Source organism: Streptococcus pseudopneumoniae, assembly GCF_001074565.1.
Classification (GTDB): domain Bacteria; phylum Bacillota; class Bacilli; order Lactobacillales; family Streptococcaceae; genus Streptococcus; species Streptococcus pseudopneumoniae_J.
The window spans coordinates 24,433-46,449 of sequence record NZ_JUQX01000025.1 but is presented as its reverse complement, the minus strand read 5'-3'; the positions used below and the strand labels follow the sequence as shown (position 1 = coordinate 46,449).

Annotated in this window: 18 protein-coding genes, 1 tRNA gene and 1 pseudogene; 16 read left to right on the top strand and 4 right to left on the bottom strand. The window is 40.6% G+C overall.

Annotation, left to right across the window (positions count from 1 at the left end; translation table 11 throughout):
* Positions 1–14: 14 nt before the first annotated feature.
* From ADI74_RS03015 to ADI74_RS03000, 4 genes are all read right to left on the bottom strand, one after another.
* On the bottom strand, positions 15–1,097 hold the full coding sequence (locus tag ADI74_RS03015; RefSeq protein WP_049536937.1) for a M24 family metallopeptidase: 1,083 nt from the start codon (positions 1,095–1,097) through the stop codon (positions 15–17).
* Positions 1,098–1,224: 127 nt separating this feature from the next.
* Complete coding sequence (gene gatD, locus ADI74_RS03010) at positions 1,225–2,007, bottom strand: lipid II isoglutaminyl synthase subunit GatD (protein ID WP_049536935.1); 783 nt, start codon at positions 2,005–2,007, stop codon at positions 1,225–1,227.
* The gene (gene murT / locus ADI74_RS03005) at positions 2,007–3,350 is read right to left on the bottom strand and encodes a lipid II isoglutaminyl synthase subunit MurT (RefSeq protein ID WP_049536934.1); all 1,344 of its coding nucleotides are present in this window, start codon (positions 3,348–3,350) and stop codon (positions 2,007–2,009) included. The genes gatD and murT overlap by 1 nt, the downstream gene beginning before the upstream one ends.
* A 98-nt stretch (positions 3,351–3,448) precedes the next feature.
* A complete protein-coding gene (locus ADI74_RS03000) occupies positions 3,449–4,765 on the bottom strand; it encodes an FAD-containing oxidoreductase (RefSeq protein WP_049536933.1) in 1,317 nt (438 codons plus the stop codon).
* Between the two features lie 338 nt (positions 4,766–5,103).
* Between ADI74_RS03000 and ADI74_RS02995 the strand changes: the two genes are divergently transcribed.
* From ADI74_RS02995 to ADI74_RS02920, 16 genes and pseudogenes are all read left to right on the top strand, one after another.
* Complete coding sequence (locus ADI74_RS02995) at positions 5,104–6,660, top strand: DEAD/DEAH box helicase (protein WP_049536932.1); 1,557 nt, start codon at positions 5,104–5,106, stop codon at positions 6,658–6,660.
* A gap of 282 nt (positions 6,661–6,942) precedes the next feature.
* Positions 6,943–7,731 (top strand): GTP-sensing pleiotropic transcriptional regulator CodY, encoded by a 789-nt coding sequence (gene codY, locus ADI74_RS02990; protein WP_049536930.1) that lies wholly within the window; start codon positions 6,943–6,945, stop codon positions 7,729–7,731.
* Positions 7,731–8,306 (top strand): cysteine hydrolase family protein, encoded by a 576-nt coding sequence (locus ADI74_RS02985; RefSeq protein WP_049536927.1) that lies wholly within the window; start codon positions 7,731–7,733, stop codon positions 8,304–8,306. The genes codY and ADI74_RS02985 overlap by 1 nt, the downstream gene beginning before the upstream one ends.
* Positions 8,307–8,386: 80 nt before the next feature.
* Positions 8,387–8,472 (top strand) — tRNA-Leu (locus ADI74_RS02980).
* A gap of 394 nt (positions 8,473–8,866) precedes the next feature.
* A complete protein-coding gene (locus ADI74_RS02975; protein ID WP_049536925.1) occupies positions 8,867–10,144 on the top strand; it encodes an ABC transporter permease in 1,278 nt (425 codons plus the stop codon).
* A 12-nt stretch (positions 10,145–10,156) separates the two neighbouring features.
* Complete coding sequence (gene vex2, locus ADI74_RS02970) at positions 10,157–10,804, top strand: ABC transporter ATP-binding subunit Vex2 (protein WP_000173736.1); 648 nt, start codon at positions 10,157–10,159, stop codon at positions 10,802–10,804.
* A 50-nt stretch (positions 10,805–10,854) separates the two neighbouring features.
* On the top strand, positions 10,855–12,234 hold the full coding sequence (gene vex3 / locus ADI74_RS02965) for an ABC transporter permease subunit Vex3 (protein ID WP_000902989.1): 1,380 nt from the start codon (positions 10,855–10,857) through the stop codon (positions 12,232–12,234).
* Positions 12,235–12,375: 141 nt separating this feature from the next.
* Positions 12,376–13,032: a response regulator transcription factor VncR gene (gene vncR / locus ADI74_RS02960; RefSeq protein WP_049536923.1), complete on the top strand. Its 657-nt coding sequence runs from the start codon at positions 12,376–12,378 to the stop codon at positions 13,030–13,032.
* Positions 13,029–14,357 carry a sensor histidine kinase VncS gene (gene vncS, locus ADI74_RS02955; RefSeq protein WP_049536922.1) on the top strand — a complete coding sequence of 443 codons (1,329 nt, stop codon included), beginning with the start codon at positions 13,029–13,031 and terminating at the stop codon, positions 14,355–14,357. The genes vncR and vncS overlap by 4 nt, the downstream gene beginning before the upstream one ends.
* A gap of 139 nt (positions 14,358–14,496) precedes the next feature.
* Positions 14,497–15,378: a class II fructose-bisphosphate aldolase gene (locus tag ADI74_RS02950; protein ID WP_001019005.1), complete on the top strand. Its 882-nt coding sequence runs from the start codon at positions 14,497–14,499 to the stop codon at positions 15,376–15,378.
* Between the two features lie 165 nt (positions 15,379–15,543).
* Positions 15,544–15,936 carry a hypothetical protein gene (locus ADI74_RS02945; protein WP_049536921.1) on the top strand — a complete coding sequence of 131 codons (393 nt, stop codon included), beginning with the start codon at positions 15,544–15,546 and terminating at the stop codon, positions 15,934–15,936.
* Between the two features lie 234 nt (positions 15,937–16,170).
* Positions 16,171–17,868, top strand: a pseudogene (locus tag ADI74_RS02940) (AAA family ATPase).
* On the top strand, positions 17,865–18,914 hold the full coding sequence (gene mcrC / locus ADI74_RS02935; RefSeq protein WP_049536920.1) for a 5-methylcytosine-specific restriction endonuclease system specificity protein McrC: 1,050 nt from the start codon (positions 17,865–17,867) through the stop codon (positions 18,912–18,914). The pseudogene ADI74_RS02940 and the gene mcrC overlap by 4 nt, the downstream one beginning before the upstream one ends.
* 230 nt (positions 18,915–19,144) lie before the next feature.
* The gene (locus ADI74_RS02930; protein WP_049536919.1) at positions 19,145–20,137 is read left to right on the top strand and encodes an ABC transporter ATP-binding protein; all 993 of its coding nucleotides are present in this window, start codon (positions 19,145–19,147) and stop codon (positions 20,135–20,137) included.
* Between the two features lies 1 nt (position 20,138).
* Complete coding sequence (locus tag ADI74_RS02925) at positions 20,139–20,957, top strand: ABC transporter permease (RefSeq protein WP_049536918.1); 819 nt, start codon at positions 20,139–20,141, stop codon at positions 20,955–20,957.
* Between the two features lies 1 nt (position 20,958).
* Positions 20,959–21,744 carry an ABC transporter permease gene (locus ADI74_RS02920; RefSeq protein WP_000760737.1) on the top strand — a complete coding sequence of 262 codons (786 nt, stop codon included), beginning with the start codon at positions 20,959–20,961 and terminating at the stop codon, positions 21,742–21,744.
* Positions 21,745–22,017: the final 273 nt, after the last annotated feature.

The window sequence follows — 22,017 nt, the reverse complement described above, 5'->3', positions numbered from 1 at the left end:
TTGCTTGTCTAGATTTAATTAAAATAAAGCAAATCTTTGCTGGTGCTTGTAAAGAGGTCAAATCCATCCTTGGTGACAACACCACAGTCTTCAATACGAACACCGACTTTAGCAGGGATATAGATACCTGGTTCAACTGAGAAGCACATGCCTTCTTCGATGACCATGTCGTTTCCTTCCATGATAGATGGGAATTCGTGAACATCCATACCGATACCGTGACCGAGACGGTGGTTGAAGTACTCACCATAACCAGCTTTTTCGATGACTTCACGGGCAGCGCGGTCTACTTCATGAGCAGTCACACCAGGTTTGATAAAATCAAGAGCAGCTTGTTGGGCTTCAAGGGTCAAGTTGTAAATATCTTTCTTGAATTGGTCTGGTTTGCCAACAGCGACTGTACGAGTCATATCTGATGCGTAGCCATTGACCATAACACCGAGGTCAAAGAGGAGAAGGGCGTCTTTTTCGACCTTGTTTGCACCAGGAATTCCGTGTGGATTTGCAGCATTGTCACCAGTCAAGACCATGGTATCAAAACTCATTTCATAGCCTTTACGTTTTAAGGCGAAGTCGATTTGGGCGATGATATCTGTCTCTGTTTTATCAAGAGAGATATTGTCAAAACCAACTTTTACAGCTTTATCAGCATAGAGACCTGCAACCATCATTTTTTGCACTTCATCAGCTGATTTGATGAGGCGCATGCGTTGGATACGAGGAGTGAGGTTTTCAAACTCAGCAGTTTCAAAAACTGTTTTCAAACCATGGTATTTGGTCAAGATGAGATTGTCAAACTCAACTGCTACACGTTTGAAATCAAGATGTGGCAAGGCATTTTGGATTTTCTTCCATGGGTTTTCAGAGTCCACATAGCCCACAACTGGGAAGGAAACAGTGCTGGTTGCACGCTCTACTTCAAGGGCTGGAACGAAGAGAAGCGGTTCCTGATTTGCTAGGACAAAGAGGAACATTTGGCGTTCATGAGGATCACTGTAAAAGCCAGTGAGGTAATTGATAGTGACGGGGTCAGATACGACAGCGACGTCTAGTTTTTCTGATTCAAGATATGTTACGATTTGTTGTAATTTAGACATATGCTACCTTCTTTCTACCCCTCTATTTTGGCAAAAAAAGAGAGAAAATGCAAGAGAGAAGGGTAAAAGAACAAGCAAAAAAAACTCCGAAAAGATAGTGGAGTTCTTTGATATAGCTTTCATTTCTTTAAGAAAAGTCTGCCTTGCTTTTCACGTCGCTGTATTCTTCAGCGATTTCTTGGCTGAGGATGTCCTCATAGGCAGGGAGTTGGATATCTTGACCGTATTTCTTCTTGAGGGCAGTAGTGACTAGGCGATAAGCTAGATTGGCATTGCGAGAGAGGATAGGTCCGTGGAAGTAGGAACCAAAGACATTCTTATAGTGGACCCCTTCGCCGACCTTTTCTTCGTTGTTTCCATTTCCATAGACAACCAATCCCAGTGGTTTTTGGTCATCTGAGAGGAAGGTACGACCCTGGTGATTTTCAAATCCATAGTAGGTTTCATCGAAATCTTCGTTGTGAATCTTGATGTCACCGATAAAGCGGTTATTGGTCTGGTTGAGGGTATAATGGCCCATGACACCGAGCCCTTCGATGCGTTTCCCTGAAGCTTCAACATAATATTGCCCCAATAGTTGGAAACCACCGCAGATAGCGAGAACTACTCCGTCGTTTTGGATGTAGTTGTCAATGCTCTCTTTTTTAGCAGGCAGATCGCTAGCGATGATACTTTGTTCAAAGTCTTGACCTCCACCGAAAAAGGCGATGTCGTAGTGATTTTCATCAAAGTCATCATGGAGAGAAACGATATCAACTGTCACATGTGCCCCCAGTTTTTCAGCAACATACTTGAGCATGAGGATATTGCCGTTGTCCCCGTAGGTATTCATGAGGTTCCCATAGAGGTGGGCGATGTTGAGCTGATAAGGGTAGTTGCCAGCTTTTGAGGAAAGTGAAGTATAAACCATCAGTTCATCTCCTTTCTAACAATCTGACGACTAGCCAGCAGTTCGCGGAATTCTAGCATAGCAGTATAGGTAGCCAGGATATAGGCATGCTTGCAGTCTTGGTTCTCAATGGTTTTGAGAACTTGCTCCAGATTGCTTGTCTCAGTGATTTTATCAGCTGGGTAGCCTGTCACTCGTAGACGGCGTGCGATTTCAGAATGACGAACACCACCAGCATTGATTTCAGGGATATCCATATCAGTGATTTGTTCAAAGTCCGCATCCCAGATCCAGCTAGTGTCTATTCCGTCTGCATAGTTGGCGTTGAGGAGGACAGATAGGCTAAATGGATAAGGAGCTAGTTTGATCATCTCGATAGCTTGAGTTGCACCGACTGGATTCTTAATCAAGACGAGAGTACATTCCTTGTCGCCGATATGGAAGGTTTCCTGGCGTCCAAAGACAGCACGGCTCTTGTCAAATCCTTGCTTGATGAGTTGTGAATCAGCCCCGAGGAAACGGGCGATAGCAACCGCAGCAAGGGCATTGTAGATATTATAGAGTCCACCGATTTGGATGCCGTATTCTTGTCCGTCAATGACAAAGCGGGAGCGATTGTTGGTCAACTCAACCAATTCTGTCAGACGGTAGTCCAAGTCAGGACGTTTGCAACCACAATTTTCACAGATATAGGCACCCAAGTTGGCATAGGTATTGTGCTCGTATTTGAGGATGCCGTGGCAGTCAGGACAGAGGATTCCTTCAGTATTGTAGTGAGCCAGTTGGGCTGGCCCTTTTTCCAAGTCAAAACCAAAATAGTGTACAGGATTTGGAATAGCTGGCTTATAGAAAAGTGGACTGTCACCATTAAGGAGAACAGTGGCCGTAGGCACCTTACGGATGGCATCCAAAATCATGTTATAAGTCGTGTAAATTTCACCATAGCGGTCCATCTGGTCACGGAAAATATTAGTGATGACAAAAAGGCTAGGATGGATGTAGTCACAGATACGAGATAGACTGGCCTCGTCAATTTCTAGAACGGCAATGTTTTTCCCAGTTTTAGAGGATTTGGCCGTCAAGAAGGTTGTCGTAATCCCTGTTATCATGTTGGCGCCACTAGGATTGGTCAGAACCTGACCATAGATCTCTTTTAAAATGCCGACAGTGAGGGCAGTTGTTAAGGTTTTTCCATTAGTTCCAGTGACCACGACAATCTCGTAGTTCTTAGCTAGATTTTGTAAAATATCTTTATCAAATTGAAGGGCAAGTTTTCCTGGGAGCGTACTTCCACGGCCAAGACGGCTCAAAATGAAGTGAGAAGAACGCCCAGCTAGAAGGCCCAAAGTAGTTTTTAGTTTCATGTTTCTATTATATCATAAAAGAAAGAAAAGACAGATTTGAGATTTCGCAGAAACAAAAACAGCCCAAAGAGGGCTGTGAGATACGAAGAAGTCTCAACTTAAATCGCAAACAAGTCATTCAAGTTCTCAGCCAAGGTTGGGTGAGTGAAGATTTGTTTTGTGAAGTAAGTGTAAGGAATCTTGTTGTCCATTGCAACAGTGATGATGTTGATGATTTCTTGAGAACCTTCTGAGAAGATGCTTGCTCCGAGAATTTCTTTTGTTTCAGTATTGACAATAGCTTTGAAGGCTCCGCGAAGGTCTCCGTTTACGTGACCACGAGTCATGGCAGCAACAGGGATTTCCTTCACTGCGTATGGAAGTCTCAAATCAGCTGCTTGGCTTTCCGTCAAGCCAACTTGAGAAAGAGCTGGTGTGATGAACATGGTGTTTGGTACATTGAGACGGTCTTCAAGTGTGTAGCTGCCATCTCCAGCAAGGTAGCTGTAGACAACACGGAAGTCATCAAGTGAAATGTAGGTGAATTGAAGTCCACCATTGACGTCTCCAACTGCAAAGACACCAGGAACGTTTGTTTGGCAGTGTTTGTCGACCTTGATAGCACCACGCTCCGTTAGTTCAATATCTGTATTTTCAAGTTGAAGTGGTTCTACATTCGGTTTACGTCCAGTTGCGTAGAGAAGGGCATCGAAACGGTAAGTTTCCTTTTCAGTTACGACGAGGACTTGATCACCGTCGTTTTTGATTTCAGTAGTATGGATGTTTTGAAGCAATTCAATACCGTCTTCTTCCATGTATTGTTTAGCAAGAGCTGCGATGGAAGGTTCTGCACGAGGAAGGAATGTATCCAAGGCATCTAGGACTGTGACTTTGCTACCAAGTTTGTTGTAGAGTCCAGCAAATTCAAGACCAATGTTTCCACCACCAAGGACTCCAAGTTTTTCAGGCAATTTGTCCAAGTTTTGGATACCTGTTGAGTCAAAGACATTTTTACTTGTAGCAAGTCCAGGAATTGGCAAGACGTTTGAAACAGCGCCAGTGTTGATGACGATTGTTTCAGCAGTCATTTCTTGTTTTTCGTCACCAGCCTGGATCACGATCACCTTATTTGACACGAAATGTGCCTCTGCATCAATGACATCAACGCCATTATCGGCCAACATTTTATAATTTTTAGCGTTAAGACGACCAGTCACCGCACCACGCTCTTTCATGGTATCGTCAAATGACCAGCCCTTTTCAGCCGCTACAATCATAGTCTTGGTTGGGATACAAGCAATATTAATGCAAGTACCACCATACATCGCTTTACTGCGCTCGATGACAGCAACTTTTTTTCCAGCCGCATTCATCTTAGCAGCCAAAGTCTTACCGGCTTTACCAAATCCAATGACAATTAAATCGTATGTTAACATTTTTAAATCCTCCTATTTGATTTAATTCTAGCACAAGAAAAAAACTTTTGCACAAATCTGCTACGGGAAAAAATATTGGACTAAAATAGTCTAACGAAAGCTTTCGGGAATCAAGTTCAAAAAATAGAAAAATCGTTTACATGATTTTCCTTAAAGATTCTACTATCTTTTGCCTCGCTCTTGTGTTATACTAGATAGGTTGCAAAGAAACTCGTACTTTTCTTTCGTGGAAAAGAAGCAACACGGTATCTCGTTTTTAAAAAGATACATCATGAAAAGAAAAGTATATACTAAGCGCTATAGGATGGCTTCGCACCATCTTTAGAAAGAAGAAAAACGTGAAATTTAATGAATTTAACTTGTCTGCTGATTTGCTAGCAGAGATTGAAAAAGCTGGATTTGTAGAAGCAAGTCCCATCCAAGAACAGACCATTCCATTGGCTTTTGAGGGAAAAGACGTTATCGGTCAAGCCCAGACTGGTACAGGGAAAACCGCGGCCTTTGGCTTGCCAACCCTTGAAAAAATCCGTACGGAAGAAGCGACTATTCAAGCCTTGGTCATCGCTCCAACTCGTGAACTCGCTGTTCAAAGTCAAGAAGAACTCTTCCGCTTTGGTCGTAGCAAGGGGGTGAAAGTTCGCTCAGTTTACGGTGGTTCAAGCATTGAAAAACAAATTAAAGCCCTTAAATCGGGTGCCCATATCGTTGTAGGAACACCAGGTCGCCTCTTGGACTTGATCAAACGCAAGGCCTTGAAATTGCACGATATTGAAACCCTCATCCTTGATGAAGCAGACGAAATGCTCAACATGGGCTTCCTAGAAGACATCGAAGCTATTATCTCTCGTGTTCCTGAAAGTCGTCAAACCTTACTCTTTTCAGCAACGATGCCAGATGCTATCAAACGTATCGGTGTTCAGTTTATGAAAGAGCCTGAGCATGTGAAGATTGCTGCCAAGGAATTGACAACAGAGCTGGTTGATCAGTACTATATCCGTGTCAAGGAACAAGAGAAATTTGATACTATGACACGTCTCATGGATGTGGAACAACTAGAACTTGCTATCGTATTTGGTCGTACCAAACGCCGTGTAGATGAATTGACTCGTGGACTTAAAATTCGTGGCTTCCGTGCTGAAGGGATTCATGGTGATTTGGACCAAAATAAACGTCTTCGTGTCCTTCGTGATTTTAAAAATGGGAATCTTGATGTTCTAGTTGCGACTGACGTGGCAGCACGTGGTTTGGATATCTCAGGTGTGACCCATGTCTACAACTACGATATTCCACAAGATCCTGAAAGTTATGTTCACCGTATCGGTCGTACAGGTCGTGCTGGTAAGTCAGGTCAGTCTATTACTTTCGTAGCGCCAAATGAAATGGGCTATCTCCAAATCATCGAAAACTTGACTAAGAAACGCATGAAAGGCTTGAAACCAGCGACAGCAGAAGAAGCCTTCCAAGCTAAGAAACAAGTAGCTCTCAAAAAAATCGAACGAGATTTCGCAGACGAGGCCATTCGTGGAAACTTTGAGAAATTTGCTAAAGATGCTCGTAAGTTAGCTGCCGAATTTAGTCCAGAAGAATTGGCTATGTATATCTTGAGTCTGACAGTCCAAGATCCAGACAGCCTTCCTGAAGTGGAGATTGCGCGTGAAAAACCACTGCCGTTCAAACCGTCAGGAAATGGACGTTCTGGAGGTAATCGTGGACGCGACAATCGTCGAGGAGATAACCGTCGTGGTGGTCGCCGTGATGATTTCAAAAAAGGCAACCGCGGAAACGATCGTTTTGATAAAGATAGACGTTACCGTAATAAAGACAATAAAAAACCTCACAATACCTCAAGCGAAAAGAAGACTGGCTTTGTTATTCGTAACAAGGGAGACAAATAGGAAAAAGCGATTCACAGTGTGGATCGCTTTTATATATAAGGAGACCAAGGGTAAAAGAAGATGGTTGATAGTAAAGGATAGGTGAAACGGAAAGGGATTTATCATGTCATCTTCTTATAATGTTATAATAACAAAATTTATTTTTGCTGTCAACACAAAAATCCTATTTTTCTAAAATATTTTTGCTGTTCAAAATTGCAATTAAATAAGCAATTTTCAGATAATTATTGAAATAAAGACTTTTCTATGTTATAATGGAAGCGATTATATGCGAGGTAAAAAATGGCACATTTATTAGAAAAAACAAGAAAAATTACATCAATTTTAAAACGCTCTGAAGAGCAAATGCAGGATGAACTTCCCTACAATGCGATTACACGCCAGTTAGCAGATATTATTGATTGTAACGCTTGTATTGTGAATAGTAAGGGACGTCTCTTGGGCTATTTCATGCGTTACAAGACAAATACAGATCGAGTAGAGCAGTTTTTCCAAACTAAGATTTTCCCAGAGGACTATGTGCAAGGGGCAAATATGATTTACGATACAGAAGCTAATCTTACTGTAGATCATGATTTGAGTATCTTCCCAGTCGAAAGTCGCTCTGATTTTCCAGATGGCTTGACGACTATTGCTCCGATTCATGTATCAGGGATTCGTCTAGGCTCCTTGATTATTTGGCGCAATGATAAGAAATTTGAAGATGAGGATTTGATTCTTGTTGAGATTGCAAGCACGGTGGTAGGGATTCAACTCTTGAACTTCCAACGTGAAGAAGATGAGAAAAATATTCGCCGTCGTACTGCTGTAACCATGGCAGTTAATACCCTTTCCTATTCAGAACTTCGTGCCGTTTCAGCAATTCTAGCTGAGTTGGATGGAAATGAAGGACAATTAACTGCATCTGTCATTGCAGATCGTATCGGTATCACGCGCTCAGTAATCGTCAATGCTCTCCGTAAGCTAGAGTCGGCAGGAATTATTGAAAGCCGTTCACTAGGAATGAAGGGAACCTATCTCAAGGTATTGATTTCAGATATCTTTGAGGAAGTGAAAAAGAGGGACTACTAATGGCAAAGGCTTTAATCTCGATCGACTATACAGAGGATTTCGTAGCAGACCATGGAAAGCTAACTGCTGGAGCACCTGCTCAAGCAATATCAGAGGCAATCAATCAGGTAACCAGACTGGCTTTTGATCGAGGAGACTACGTCTTCTTCACTATTGATGCTCATGAGGAGAAGGATACCTTCCATCCGGAAAGTAAACTATTTCCACCCCACAACATCATTGGGACTAGTGGCCGTAACCTCTATGGCCCCCTAGCTGATTTCTATGCTGAGCATGAGTCGGATAGTCGCGTCTTTTGGATGGATAAGCGGCACTATTCAGCATTTTCAGGAACGGACCTCGATATTCGCCTGCGAGAACGTCGGGTTACTACAGTTATCTTGACAGGGGTTCTGACCGATATTTGTGTCCTTCATACGGCTATTGATGCCTACAATTTAGGTTATGATATTGAAGTTGTCAAACCTGCGGTTGCCTCTATCTGGCCAGAAAATCATCAGTTTGCTCTTGGACATTTTAAGAACACTCTGGGAGCTAAATTGCTAGATGAAAATCTGTCTGAAATTAAAGAATGATTCCCTTGGAAAAATGAAAAAAATCTGAAAAAAGTGTTGACAAAGATTTTGAAAGTTGATATACTAGTAAAGTAATCGACGCGGGGATGGCGGAATTGGCAGACGCGCAGGACTAAGGATCCTGTGACCGCTTTAGGTCGTGAGGGTTCAAGTCCCTCTCTCCGCATAAGGTAAGAGTTAGCTTTGGCTAGCTCTTTTTGTTTTTTCAAAGAAGACTACAGACCACGTTTCGTATATCGAAAAATATTGGCATCAAGAACAGTCATTGTATCATAACATTTAAACTGAGTTTTCCATTTCATCCTATCAAGAATTTCCTCAAACACAAGTCAGGAAATTAAAAGTCGAAGAAATTGAAAAATACTTAGCTGAAAGATGATGCCCATCATATATAGAATGGAGTGGATTTTTGATTAGTAAGTTATTTGTTTATATAAGAAAAAAAGTTAGTGGTCGCTAGCTTTCTTCATTTTTTCAAAAAATAAATCAAAATTTTTTTTGATTTCATAAACATTTCATATTTGGATTTTATAATAGACTTACAAATATGGAGGTGACAAATGAATCCAATCCAAAGAGCTTGGGCTTATGTCAGCAGAAAACGACTGAGAAGTTTTATTTTATTTCTGATTTTATTTGTTCTTTTAGCAGGAATTTCAGCCTGTTTGACTCTGATGAAGTCCAACAAAACAGTAGAAAGCAATCTTTACAAATCACTCAATACCTCTTTTTCTATCAAAAAGATAGAAAATGGACAGACCTTCAAGTTATCGGACCTAGCATCAGTTAGCAAGATTAAGGGACTGGAAAATGTCTCTCCTGAACTTGAGACGGTAGCAAAACTGAAAGACAAGGAAGCGGTGAGTGGCGAGCAGAGCGTAGAACGTGATGATTTGTCAGCCGCGGACAAGAACTTGGTTAGCTTAACGGCTCTTGAAGATTCATCCAAGGATGTCACCTTTACCAGTTCGGCTTTCAATCTAAAAGAAGGGCGACATCTTCAAAAAGGAGATTCTAAGAAAATCCTTATTCACGAAGAGTTGGCTAAGAAGAACGGTCTTTCGCTTCATGACAAGATTCGCTTGGATGCTGGTCAATCCGAAGCTGGGAAAGGGCAAACAGTTGAGTTTGAAATTGTCGGCATCTTTTCTGGTAAAAAACAAGAGAAATTTACAGGCTTGTCTTCTGACTTCAGTGAAAACCAAGTCTTTACAGACTATGAAAGTAGCCAAACCCTTTTGGGAAATAGTGAACCTCAAGTTAGTGCAGCGCGCTTCTATGTAGAAAATCCTAAGGAAATGGACGGACTCATGAAGCAGGTGGAAAACTTGGCTTTGGAAAATCAAGGCTATCAAGTCGAAAAGGAAAACAAGGCCTTTGAACAGATCAAAGACTCAGTTGCAACCTTCCAAACCTTCCTAACTATCTTCCTTTATGGGATGTTGATAGCTGGAGCTGGAGCCTTAATTTTGGTCTTGTCTCTCTGGTTGAGAGAAAGGGTCTACGAAGTAGGGATTTTACTGGCACTTGGAAAAGGCAAGAGCTCAATCTTCCTACAGTTCTGTTTAGAGGTGGTGTTGGTATCTCTTGGAGCTTTGCTTCCATCCTTTATTGCTGGGAAAGCCATTACATCCTATCTGCTACAAACTGTACTAGCAAGTGGAGATCAGGCAACCTTACAAGACACACTAGCTAAAGCAAGCAGTCTATCAACCAGTCTCCTATCCTTTGCAGAATCCTATGTCTTTCTGCTCTTGATTGGTTGCTTGTCCGTAGCTCTTTGTTTCCTATTCTTATTTAGAAAATCACCTAAGGAAATTTTATCATCTATTAGTTAAGAAGGAGAAATCATGACTTTATTACAATTGCAAGATGTTACCTACCGTTATAAGAACACTGCTGAGGCAGTTTTATATCAGATCAAGTATAATTTTGAACCCGGAAAGTTTTATAGTATCATTGGTGAGTCAGGAGCAGGAAAATCCACTCTCTTGTCCCTGCTTGCTGGTCTAGATAGTCCTGTTGAAGGTTCTATCCTTTTCCAAGGAGAGGACATTCGGAATAAGGGATATTCTTACCATCGCATGCACCATATTTCTCTAGTCTTTCAAAATTATAACTTGATAGATTATCTTTCTCCACTGGAAAATATCCGCTTGGTCAACAAAAAAGCCAGCAAGGATACTCTTCTTGAACTTGGTTTGGATGAAAGTCAGATCAAGCGGAACGTTCTCCAGTTATCAGGTGGTCAACAGCAACGTGTTGCTATTGCTCGCAGTTTGGTATCAGAAGCTCCAGTTATTCTAGCTGATGAGCCAACAGGAAATCTGGACCCTAAAACTGCTGGAGATATTATCGAACTGCTCAAGTCACTTGCTGAGAAAACAGGTAAATGTGTGATCGTCGTTACGCACAGTAAAGAAGTGGCGCAAGCGTCAGATATTACACTTGAATTGAAGAATAAGAAACTGACTGAAACTCGCAATACTACTAAATAATATGAGCTTGTTTTGACAGAATTATGAAATCAAATCTAGAAAGGGAACCTATGTTACACAACGCATTTGCTTATGTTACAAGGAAGTTTTTCAAATCGATTGTTATCTTCCTGATTATTCTCCTCATGGCGAGCTTGAGTTTGGTCGGCTTGTCGATCAAGGGAGCTACTGCCAAGGCTTCTCAGGAGACCTTTAAAAATATCACCAACAGCTTCTCCATGCAAATCAATCGTCGCGTCAATCAAGGAACGCCTCGTGGTGCTGGGAATATCAAGGGTGAGGATATCAAAAAGATCACTGAAAACAAGGCCATCGAGTCTTATGTTAAACGCATCAACGCTATCGGAGATTTGACTGGATACGACCTGATTGAAACGCCAGAAACCAAGAAAAATCTCACTGCAGACCGTGCCAAACGGTTTGGCAGCAGTTTGATGATTACAGGTGTCAATGACTCCTCTAAAGAAGATAAGTTTGTCTCTGGATCATATAAGCTGGTCGAAGGAGAGCACTTAACCAACGACGACAAGGACAAGATTCTCATGCACAAGGACTTGGCAGCCAAACACGGCTGGAAAGTAGGGGACAAGGTTAAACTGGATTCCAATGTCTACGATGCAGACAATGAAAAAGGTGCCAAGGAAACAGTCGAAGTGACAATCAAGGGACTCTTTGATGGTCACAATAAGTCAGCAGTAACCTACTCACAAGAACTCTACGAAAATACAGCTATCACAGACATCCATACGGCTGCTAAACTATATGGTTATACAGAAGACACAGCTATTTATGGGGACGCAACCTTCTTTGTAACAGCAGACAAGAACTTGGATGACGTCATGAAAGAGTTGAATGGTATCAGTGGTATCAACTGGAAGAGCTACACACTTGTGAAGAGCTCCTCTAACTACCCAGCTTTAGAGCAATCCATTTCTGGTATGTACAAGATGGCCAACCTCCTCTTCTGGGGTAGCTTGAGTTTCTCAGTTCTTCTCCTTGCTCTCTTGCTCAGCCTTTGGATCAATGCCCGTCGCAAGGAAGTGGGAATTCTCCTCTCTATCGGTCTCAAGCAGGCAAGTATCTTGGGGCAATTTATCACAGAATCAATCTTGATTGCTATCCCTGCTCTCGTTTCTGCTTACTTCCTAGCCAACTATACAGCTCGTGCAATCGGAAACACTGTCCTAGCCAATGTTACTTCAGGTGTTGCCAAGCAAGCCAGCAAGGCAGCTCAAGCTTCTAACCTTGGTGGTGGTGCAGAAGTAGATGGCTTTAGCAAGACCTTGTCGAGCTTAGACATTTCCATTCAGACATCAGACTTTATCATCGTCTTTGTTCTTGCTTTAGTTCTAGTCGTTCTCGTTATGGCGCTTGCTTCAAGCAATCTCCTTAGAAAACAACCAAAAGAACTCTTGCTCGATAGCGAATAAAAAACTTGCTACCTATTCTCCCCTAAATGGGGTATAATATAGGTAGCATTTTTATCTATTTTGCCTTGATAGGAAGAGGTCTTATCAAGGCAAAATAGAAAGATTAACAAGAAATTTAAAGGAATGTGAAACGTTTTTTCTATGAAAATTTTGATTGTAGAGGATGAAGAGATGATCCGTGAGGGGATCAGTGACTATTTGACGGATTGTGGTTATGAAACCATTGAGGCAGCAGACGGTCAGGAAGCTCTGGAAAAATTTTCCAGCTATGAAGTTGCTCTAGTACTGCTGGATATCCAGATGCCCAAGCTTAATGGCCTCGAAGTCCTAGCTGAGATTCGTAAAAGCAGTCAGGTTCCTGTCTTGATGCTAACCGCTTTTCAGGATGAAGAATACAAGATGAGTGCCTTTGCTTCGCTAGCAGATGGCTATCTGGAAAAACCCTTCTCCCTCTCCCTTTTAAAAGTGAGAGTAGATGCGATTTTCAAGCGCTACTACGATACGGGACGAATCTTCTCCTATAAGGATACCAAGGTGGATTTTGAGAGCTACAGTGCAAGCCTAGCAGGTCAAGAAGTAGCCATTAATGCCAAGGAGTTGGAAATTCTGGACTATCTGGTAAAAAATGAAGGCCGGGCCTTGACTCGTTCTCAGATAATTGATGCCGTCTGGAAGGTGACAGATGAGGTTCCCTTTGACCGTGTCATTGATGTCTATATCAAGGAATTACGGAAAAAGCTAGACTTGGATTGTATCCTCACTGTGCGCAATGTTGGTTATAAATTGGAGCGAAAATGAAACGAACAGGTTTGTTTACAAAGATATTTATCTATACCTTCTCCATTTTTAGTGTTCTGGTGATTTGTCTTCATTTAGCTATTTATTTTCTCTTTCCGTCAACTTATCTGAGTCATCGTCAGGAAACCATTGGCCAGAAAGCGACAGCCATTTCCCAGTCCCTGGACGGAAAGGATAGGCAAAGTATCGAGCAAGTCTTAGACTTGTATTCCCAGACCAGTGAGATCAAGGGGGCTGTTAAGGGTGAGATGACTGAGGACAAGTTAGAAGTTAAGGATAATTTTCCACTAGATACAGCTCGTCAGACAACTTCACTCTTCATTGAAGAACGCGAGGTAAAAACGCAAGATGGTGGAACTATGACTCTTCAGTTTCTAGCTTCTATGGATTTGCAAAAGGAAGCAGAGCAGATTAGTCTCCAATTTCTCCCCTATACCTTACTGGCATCCTTTCTGATTTCCCTCTTGGTGGCCTACATCTATGCTCGGACCATTGTTGCCCCGATTTTGGAAATCAAGCGGGTGACCCGTCGGATGATGGATTTGGATGCCCAAGTGCGATTGCGCGTGGATTCTAAGGATGAGATAGGTGATCTCAAGGAACAAATCAATAGCCTCTACCAGCACCTTTTGACAGTTATTGCGGACTTGCATGAGAAGAATGAAGCTATTCTCCAGCTTGAAAAGATGAAGGTCGAATTTCTACGAGGGGCTTCTCATGAATTGAAAACTCCTCTGGCTAGTTTGAAAATCCTAATCGAAAATATGAAAGAAAATATCGGTCGTTATAAGGATAGAGACCACTATCTTGGAGTTGCCTTGGGGATTGTGGATGACCTCAGTCACCATGTTCTCCAGATATTGTCTCTTTCTTCTGTGCAGGAATTGCGAGACGAGAAAGAAGAGGTTGACCTCCTTCAGATGACGCAAAGTCTAGTTAAGGATTATGCTTTGCTAGCCAAGGAGAGAGAACTTCAGGTAGACATTAGCCTAACCCATCAGCAGGCTTACATAAACCCATCTGTCATGAAACTGATTCTATCGAATCTCATCAGCAATGCTATCAAGCACTCCACTCCAGGTGGCTTGGTTCGCATAGGGGAGAGAGAAGGGGAACTCTTTATTGAGAATAGCTGTAGTCCTGAAGAACAAGAAAAGCTGGTCCAGTCTTTTTCTGAAAATGCTAGTCGCAAGGCCAAGGGTTCAGGGATGGGACTCTTTGTGGTCAAAAGTTTATTAGAACATGAGAAATTACCTTATCATTTTGAGATGCAGGGCGATCGCTTGACCTTCTTTATACGTTATCCCAAAGTCACTCAGAGCTAAGGAGAAAAAAGGGTTTATATTGATTAGATTGGAAGAAATTCAATCTAAAGTATGGGAAAAACTAGCTTTTTTTGTCAAAAAGTGATAAAATGAACAATGTAAATGGGATGTCCCAAAAAATATATAGGAGGCCTGACAAATGGCAATCGTTTCAGCAGAAAAATTTGTCCAAGCAGCTCGTGACAACGGTTATGCAGTTGGTGGATTTAACACAAACAACCTTGAGTGGACTCAAGCTATCTTGCGTGCAGCAGAAGCTAAAAAAGCTCCAGTTTTGATCCAAACTTCAATGGGTGCTGCTAAATACATGGGTGGTTACAAAGTTGCTCGCAACTTGATCGCTAACCTTGTTGAGTCAATGGGTATCACTGTACCAGTAGCTATCCACCTTGACCACGGTCACTACGAAGATGCACTTGAGTGTATTCAAGTTGGTTATACTTCAGTTATGTTTGACGGTTCACACCTTCCAGTTGAAGAAAACCTTGAAAAAGCTCGTAAAGTTGTAGAATTTGCTCACGCAAATGGTGTATCAGTAGAAGCTGAAGTTGGAACTATCGGTGGTGAAGAAGACGGAATCATCGGTGATGGTGAATTGGCTCCAATCGAAGATGCTAAAGCAATGGTTGCAACTGGTATCGACTTCTTGGCAGCTGGTATCGGTAACATCCACGGTCCATACCCTGCAAACTGGAAAGGTCTTCACCTTGACCACTTGCAAAAATTGACTGAAGCTGTACCAGGATTCCCAATCGTATTGCACGGTGGATCAGGTATTCCTGATGACCAAATCCAAGCAGCTATCAAACTTGGTGTTGCGAAAGTTAACGTTAACACTGAATGCCAAATCGCATTCGCTAACGCAACTCGTAAATTTGCTCGTGACTACGAAGCAAACGAAGCAGAATACGACAAGAAGAAACTCTTCGACCCACGTAAATTCTTGGCTGACGGTGTAAAAGCTATCCAAGCATCAGTTGAAGAACGTATCGACGTATTCGGTTCAGAAGGTAAAGCTTAATCTAGCTGAACAATACAAATCAGAAACCTGCCCATGAGGGTGGGTTTTTTGTGTGGTGGAAATAAATTATTTTTCAAGTTTAGGAGGTGGAATTTAATTTGATTCTAAGAAATTTTTTAATTTATGATAAAATAATATCAGGCTTTCAAAGAGAGGAGGAGAGTCATGAGTTCAGCAGATTTTATCTTTTTAGATGGTTATGAAAATGCAGAATTTGATATCCAAGCATTTTGTGCTTCGCTGAGAGATAGGTATTCAGGTGTGATTATAAGGGAAGAAAACGATCATGAAAAAGCCTATCGTCTTTTATGGGATTACCAAAGTCCCGAGGTCTCAGTTGAGGGTGCTTTGAATCGAAAAAATGATGTCTTCGTTATAAACTACTTTGATTCAAAAAATCGGTTACAAGATTATGCCGCCTATATCCTCTGGCTTCGGGAATGGTTTCCATCAGATCAGAAGGTTCTCTTTTGTGATGAGGACTACACGAAGATATTTCCTCTTCCTCACGACATATCTACAAAGGAGATTGAAATGAAACTTCATAATGAAGGATAAAAAAGTGAATCGAATAGATTCATTATTGAATTTCAAAGTATCAGAAGGAATCATTTGAGGCGACAAAGGTCACCTTTTTGTGTACTGTTGAAGTTGATTAAAGATAGTGAAATTTTTATCGTATATGTATAGCAATGTTGCATCGTATTGGAAAGGTTTTCGTGCTATAATATTAATTAACAATAAAATTTAGTACATCAAAAATTACTAGAGATGTGGGATGTGAGGTTTAAGATGAGACAAGCAGGACAATTTGATTGGGTAGATTTTTATAAAGAATTTGCGTTTAAACTTGTGAGCTATAAAGAGAAAAGGGCAGAGCTCATTCAAAAGGTTAAGGCAATTTATCAAATGACGGGCATTTCAATGCCAACCTTGGATAAGGACAACAATATCATGGATATTGACCCTTTTACAATTTTTGGTCTATTCAATAAAGGGTTGAAAGATGAAAATCGGATTAAAATTTTGACTGCTATTGCAGAATTATTTGAATTGTCTCATGATGTTCCAACTTCATTCGACAGTATTCCTGTTCTTAACACACAGAATGCAACCTACTATCTTTTTTATGCAGATAGAGGGGTTAGTGATATTGATGATTTGTGGGAGCTTTTTGTAACTGCATTGGCCTATTCTGAAAATTCAACATCTGAAAATAAGGATCATTTCTCACGTTATTTTGATAAAGTCATCAATAGAAAAAACAATGGCAATGCTAAAATTACGATGGGATTATATTGGATTGCCCCAAATTCGTTTCTGAATCTAGATAGTCGAAATAGATGGTATATTTACGAATCCGGGAAATTACCTCTAGAATTAGTCTATAAACTCCCAAGAATCCATTCGAAAATTTCAGCATCAGACTATTTTTCTATTGTTGACTCACTTAAAAACTATTTAGATAGTCCACAATCTGAATTGAAAAACTTCAAGGAATTGTCTTTTGAAGCTTGGAAGTATTCTGAACAGGTGAATAAAGAAGAACAAGCGAAAAAAGAAGTTAGTGAGAGTTCAGCACCTACATAAAATCTAGCATCGGAAGACACAAAAGAATTTGAAAAAGGAGATACTAGCTACGCTAGAGAAGATTTTCTAAAAGAAGTTTTTGTATCAGCAGAGGATTATGATCGATTGGCAACGATTCTTCGCCTTAAGAAGAACATCATATTGGAGGGGGCTCCGGGTGTTGGAAAAACATTTATTGCTGATCGACTAGCTTACTCACTGATGGGTGAAAAAGCGATCGATAGGGTAAAGATGGTTCAGTTTCACCAAAGTTACTCTTACGAAGACTTTATTATGGGATTTAGACCTTCTGCCAGTGGTTTTGAACTAAGAAAAGGTCCCTTCTATCAATTTTGTAAACAGGCTGAGGGCGATGAAAGCAATGATTATTTCTTTATCATTGACGAAATTAATCGAGGAAATTTGAGCAAAATATTTGGTGAATTGTTTATGCTTATCGAAATGGATAAGCGAGGAAGAGATCTACAGCTTCTTTATTCGGATGAACAATTCTCAATTCCGGAGAACTTATACATTATTGGTATGATGAATACTGCCGATCGTAGCTTAGCCATGCTAGATTTTGCCTTGAGACGAAGATTTGCATTTTTTGAGTTGAAATCAGGATTTGATTCGGATGGCTTCAAAGAATATCAATCACACTTGAAGAATGAAAAATTTGATGCATTAATAAATACTGTGAAGCATCTAAATGAAATCATCGCTTCTGATGAAAGTTTAGGAGAGGGTTTTTGCATAGGCCATAGTTATTTTTGTAATCTAATACCGAATAGTATCGACCAACAAGTTCTTTCGAGTATTGTAGAGTATGAACTGATACCTCTTTTAAAGGAGTATTGGTTTGATGAACCTAGCTTAGTTAGAGAATGGAGTAGCAATCTAAGGAGTGCGATTAAGTGATACCGATAAAGAATGTTTATTACATGCTGACTTATACATTTAAGGTTCTTAGGGGGCAGGGGTATCAGAAACTTGCTACAGAGGAATTCTGTCATACGGCTGATTTGATGAGTGCTATCTTGGCTAAAGGAATTGCCATACAGCTTAAGAGGGGCTTGGGAAAGGAATATCTTTCCAAAATGGAAGAACTCTCTACATTAAGGGGAAAAATTGAGATTACAGAGTCAATCAAAAATCAAAGTACTCTTGGGAAGAAAATATTTTGTACTTATGAAGAGTTTTCAGTAAATAATAGGATGAACCGTATTATAAAATCAACGGTCAATCTTCTGTTGAAAGCAGATATTTCCAAGGATAGGAAGAAAGAATTGCGGAAATTGATGGTTTTTTTCCGTGATGTTGAACCGATTGATTTGGAAACTGTTAACTGGAATCTGCAATACAATAGAAACAATCAATCTTATAGAATGATGATTGCCATTTGCTATTTAGTGGTAAAAGGTTTATTGCAAACGACATCAGATGGTAACATGAAGATGATGAGTTTCTTAGATGAACAACGAATGAACCGATTGTACGAAAAATTTATCCTTGAGTATTATAAAAAACATTATCCAGAATTAAATGCGAATGCAGCACAGATACCGTGGGCGTTAGACGATGGTATCGGTGAGATGCTCCCTATCATGCAAAGTGATATTCAGCTTCAAAAAGAGAATTCTATCTTGATTATTGATGCTAAATACTATAAAAGTACAACACAGATGAATTTTAGAAAGTATTCTCTTCACTCAAATAATCTGTATCAGATTTTTACCTATGTCAAAAATAGAGAATATCAAAGTCAAAAAAATGGTAGCAAAGTATCGGGCATGTTGCTGTACGCAAAGACAGATGAAGTGCTTCAACCAGACAATGTTTATCAAATGCACGGCAACCAAATCAGTGTTCGGACTTTGGACTTAAATCTTCCCTTTAAAGAAATAGGGGATCAATTGGATACCATTGTTGTATTACATTTTGGAAATGTAAAAAAGTTCCGATGAAGCAGCGGAGAGTGAATCTAGTCGTTTTCAAGATATTCGATCACTGGGATATTCTATGCTTTCTTTCCTATCCCACAAAAAACACTTGTTTTCCCTTCTTAATTACTTTATAATAGAGTGTTACTGAGGCCTTCTAATGTGATAAAGAAGGCAGATTTTAGGAGATGAGAAATTGGCTTTTTGTATTTAGAGGACACGGTTTGTTGATTTTTTACTAAGGGGAGATAGATATGGCAATGATAGAAGTGGAACATCTTCAGAAAAATTTTGTGAAGACTGTTAAAGAACCGGGATTGAAGGGGGCTTTGCGCTCCTTTATTCATCCTGAAAAGCAGACCTTTGAAGCGGTCAAGGATTTGACTTTCGAAGTACCAAAGGGCCAAATTTTAGGCTTTATTGGAGCTAATGGTGCTGGGAAGTCGACAACTATTAAGATGCTGACAGGGATTTTAAAACCGACATCTGGTTTTTGTCGGATTAACGGCAAGATTCCGCAAGATAATCGCCAAGATTATGTTAAGGATATCGGGGTTGTCTTTGGACAACGTACCCAGCTATGGTGGGATTTGGCTCTGCAAGAGACCTATACGGTCTTGAAAGAGATTTACGATGTGCCAGATTCGCTTTTTCAGAAGCGCATGGATTTTTTGAATGAAGTCTTGGACTTGAAGGAATTTATCAAGGACCCCGTGCGAACTCTTTCACTGGGACAACGGATGCGGGCGGACATTGCGGCTTCCTTGCTTCACAATCCCAAGGTTCTCTTTTTAGATGAGCCGACTATTGGTCTGGATGTTTCTGTCAAGGATAACATTCGTCGAGCCATTACCCAGATTAATCAGGAGGAAGAAACAACCATCCTCTTGACCACTCATGACTTGAGTGATATTGAGCAACTTTGTGATCGGATTTTCATGATTGACAAGGGGCAGGAGATTTTTGATGGAACGGTGAGTCAACTCAAGGAAACCTTTGGCAAGATGAAGACTCTTTCCTTTGAATTGGTGCCAGGGCAAAGTCATCTCCTTTCTCACTATGAAGGCTTTCCTGATATGACTATTGATAGACAAGGGAATAGCCTTAATATTGAATTTGATAGTTCCTGCTACCAGTCAGCTGATATTATCAAGCAAACCTTGTCTGATTTTGAGATCCGCGATTTGAAGATGATGGATACGGATATTGAGGATATTATCCGTCGCTTCTACCGAAAGGAGCTCTAAGATGGTCAAATTGTGGAGACGTTATAAACCCTTTATCAATGCAGGGGTTCAGGAGTTGATTACCTATCGAGTCAACTTTATTCTCTATCGGATTGGCGATGTCATGGGGGCTTTTGTGGCTTTCTATCTCTGGAAGGCAGTCTTTGACTCCTCGCAGGAGTCCTTGATTCAGGGCTTCAGTATAGCGGATATTACCCTCTACATCATCATGAGTTTTGTGACCAATCTTTTGACTAGGTCTGATAGTTCCTTTATGATTGGAGAGGAGGTCAAGGATGGCTCCATTATCATGCGCTTGTTGAGACCGGTGCATTTTGCGGCCTCTTACCTCTTTACGGAGCTTGGTTCTAAGTGGTTGATTTTTATCTCTGTTGGACTGCCATTTTTAAGTGTCATTGTGTTGATGAAAATTTTATCAGGGCAAGGGATTGTAGAAGTGCTAGGCTTAACGGTCCTTTATCTCTTTAGCTTGACGCTGGCCTATCTGATTAACTTTTTCTTTAATATCTGCTTTGGATTTTCAGCCTTTGTGTTTAAAAATCTATGGGGTTCCAATCTACTCAAGACTTCCATAGTGGCCTTTATGTCTGGGAGTTTGATTCCCTTGGCTTTCTTTCCCAAAGTGGTTTCAGATGTCCTCTCCTTCTTGCCTTTTTCATCCTTGATCTACACGCCAGTCATGATCATTGTTGGGAAATATGATGCCAGTAAGATTCTTCAGGCCATCTTGCTACAGTTTTTCTGGCTCTTAGTGATGGTGGGCTTGTCTCAGTTGATTTGGAAACGAGTCCAGTCATTTATCACTATTCAAGGAGGTTAGTATGAAAAAATATCAACGCATGCATCTGATTTTTATCAGACAATACATCAAGCAAATCATGGAGTACAAGGTTGATTTTGTGGTTGGTGTCCTTGGAGTTTTTCTGACTCAAGGCCTGAACCTCTTGTTTCTCAATGTCATCTTTCAACACATTCCATCCTTAGAAGGCTGGACCTTCCAAGAGATTGCCTTTATCTATGGATTTTCCTTAATTCCCAAGGGACTGGACCATCTCTTTTTTGATAATCTTTGGGCACTGGGACAACGCTTAGTCCGAAAGGGAGAGTTTGACAAGTATCTAACTCGTCCTATCAATCCTCTCTTCCATATCCTAGTCGAGACCTTTCAGATTGATGCCTTGGGTGAACTATTGGTCGGTGGCATTTTACTAGGGACAACAGTATCAAGTATTGCTTGGACTCTTCCCAAATTCTTGCTTTTCCTAGTCTGCATTCCTTTTGCGACCTTGATTTATACTTCCTTGAAAATCGCGACTGCCAGTATCGCCTTTTGGACCAAGCAGTCAGGCGCCATGATTTACATTTTCTATATGTTTAATGATTTTGCCAAGTATCCGATTTCTATTTACAATTCGCTTCTTCGTTGGTTGATTAGCTTTATCGTGCCTTTCGCCTTTACGGCCTACTATCCTGCCAGCTATTTCTTGCAGGACAAAGACGGGCTCTTTAACATCGGTGGTTTGATGTTGATTTCCCTTGTCTTCTTTGTCATTTCTTTGAAACTATGGGACAAGGGCTTAGATGCCTACGAAAGTGCGGGTTCTTAAGAGATAAAATAGAATGAGAGTTAAAAATTAAATATGTTACAAACAACCGTTGAAAATTATTGCGGTTGTTTTTGCATGTTTATTAAGGCATAAATTCTGTCCATACCCCTTTTTGCGATTTTGGTAGTTATTCCAGTTAATTGCTACTATTTTTGATGGTGTGAATGTGCTGATAATGTATCCCAGTTAACTACGAAAGTTTTGGGTTTATATTTTTTAATGTACATTAAAAAATAAATTAATGCGTGTTAATTTTTCTTGACTTAAAATTTT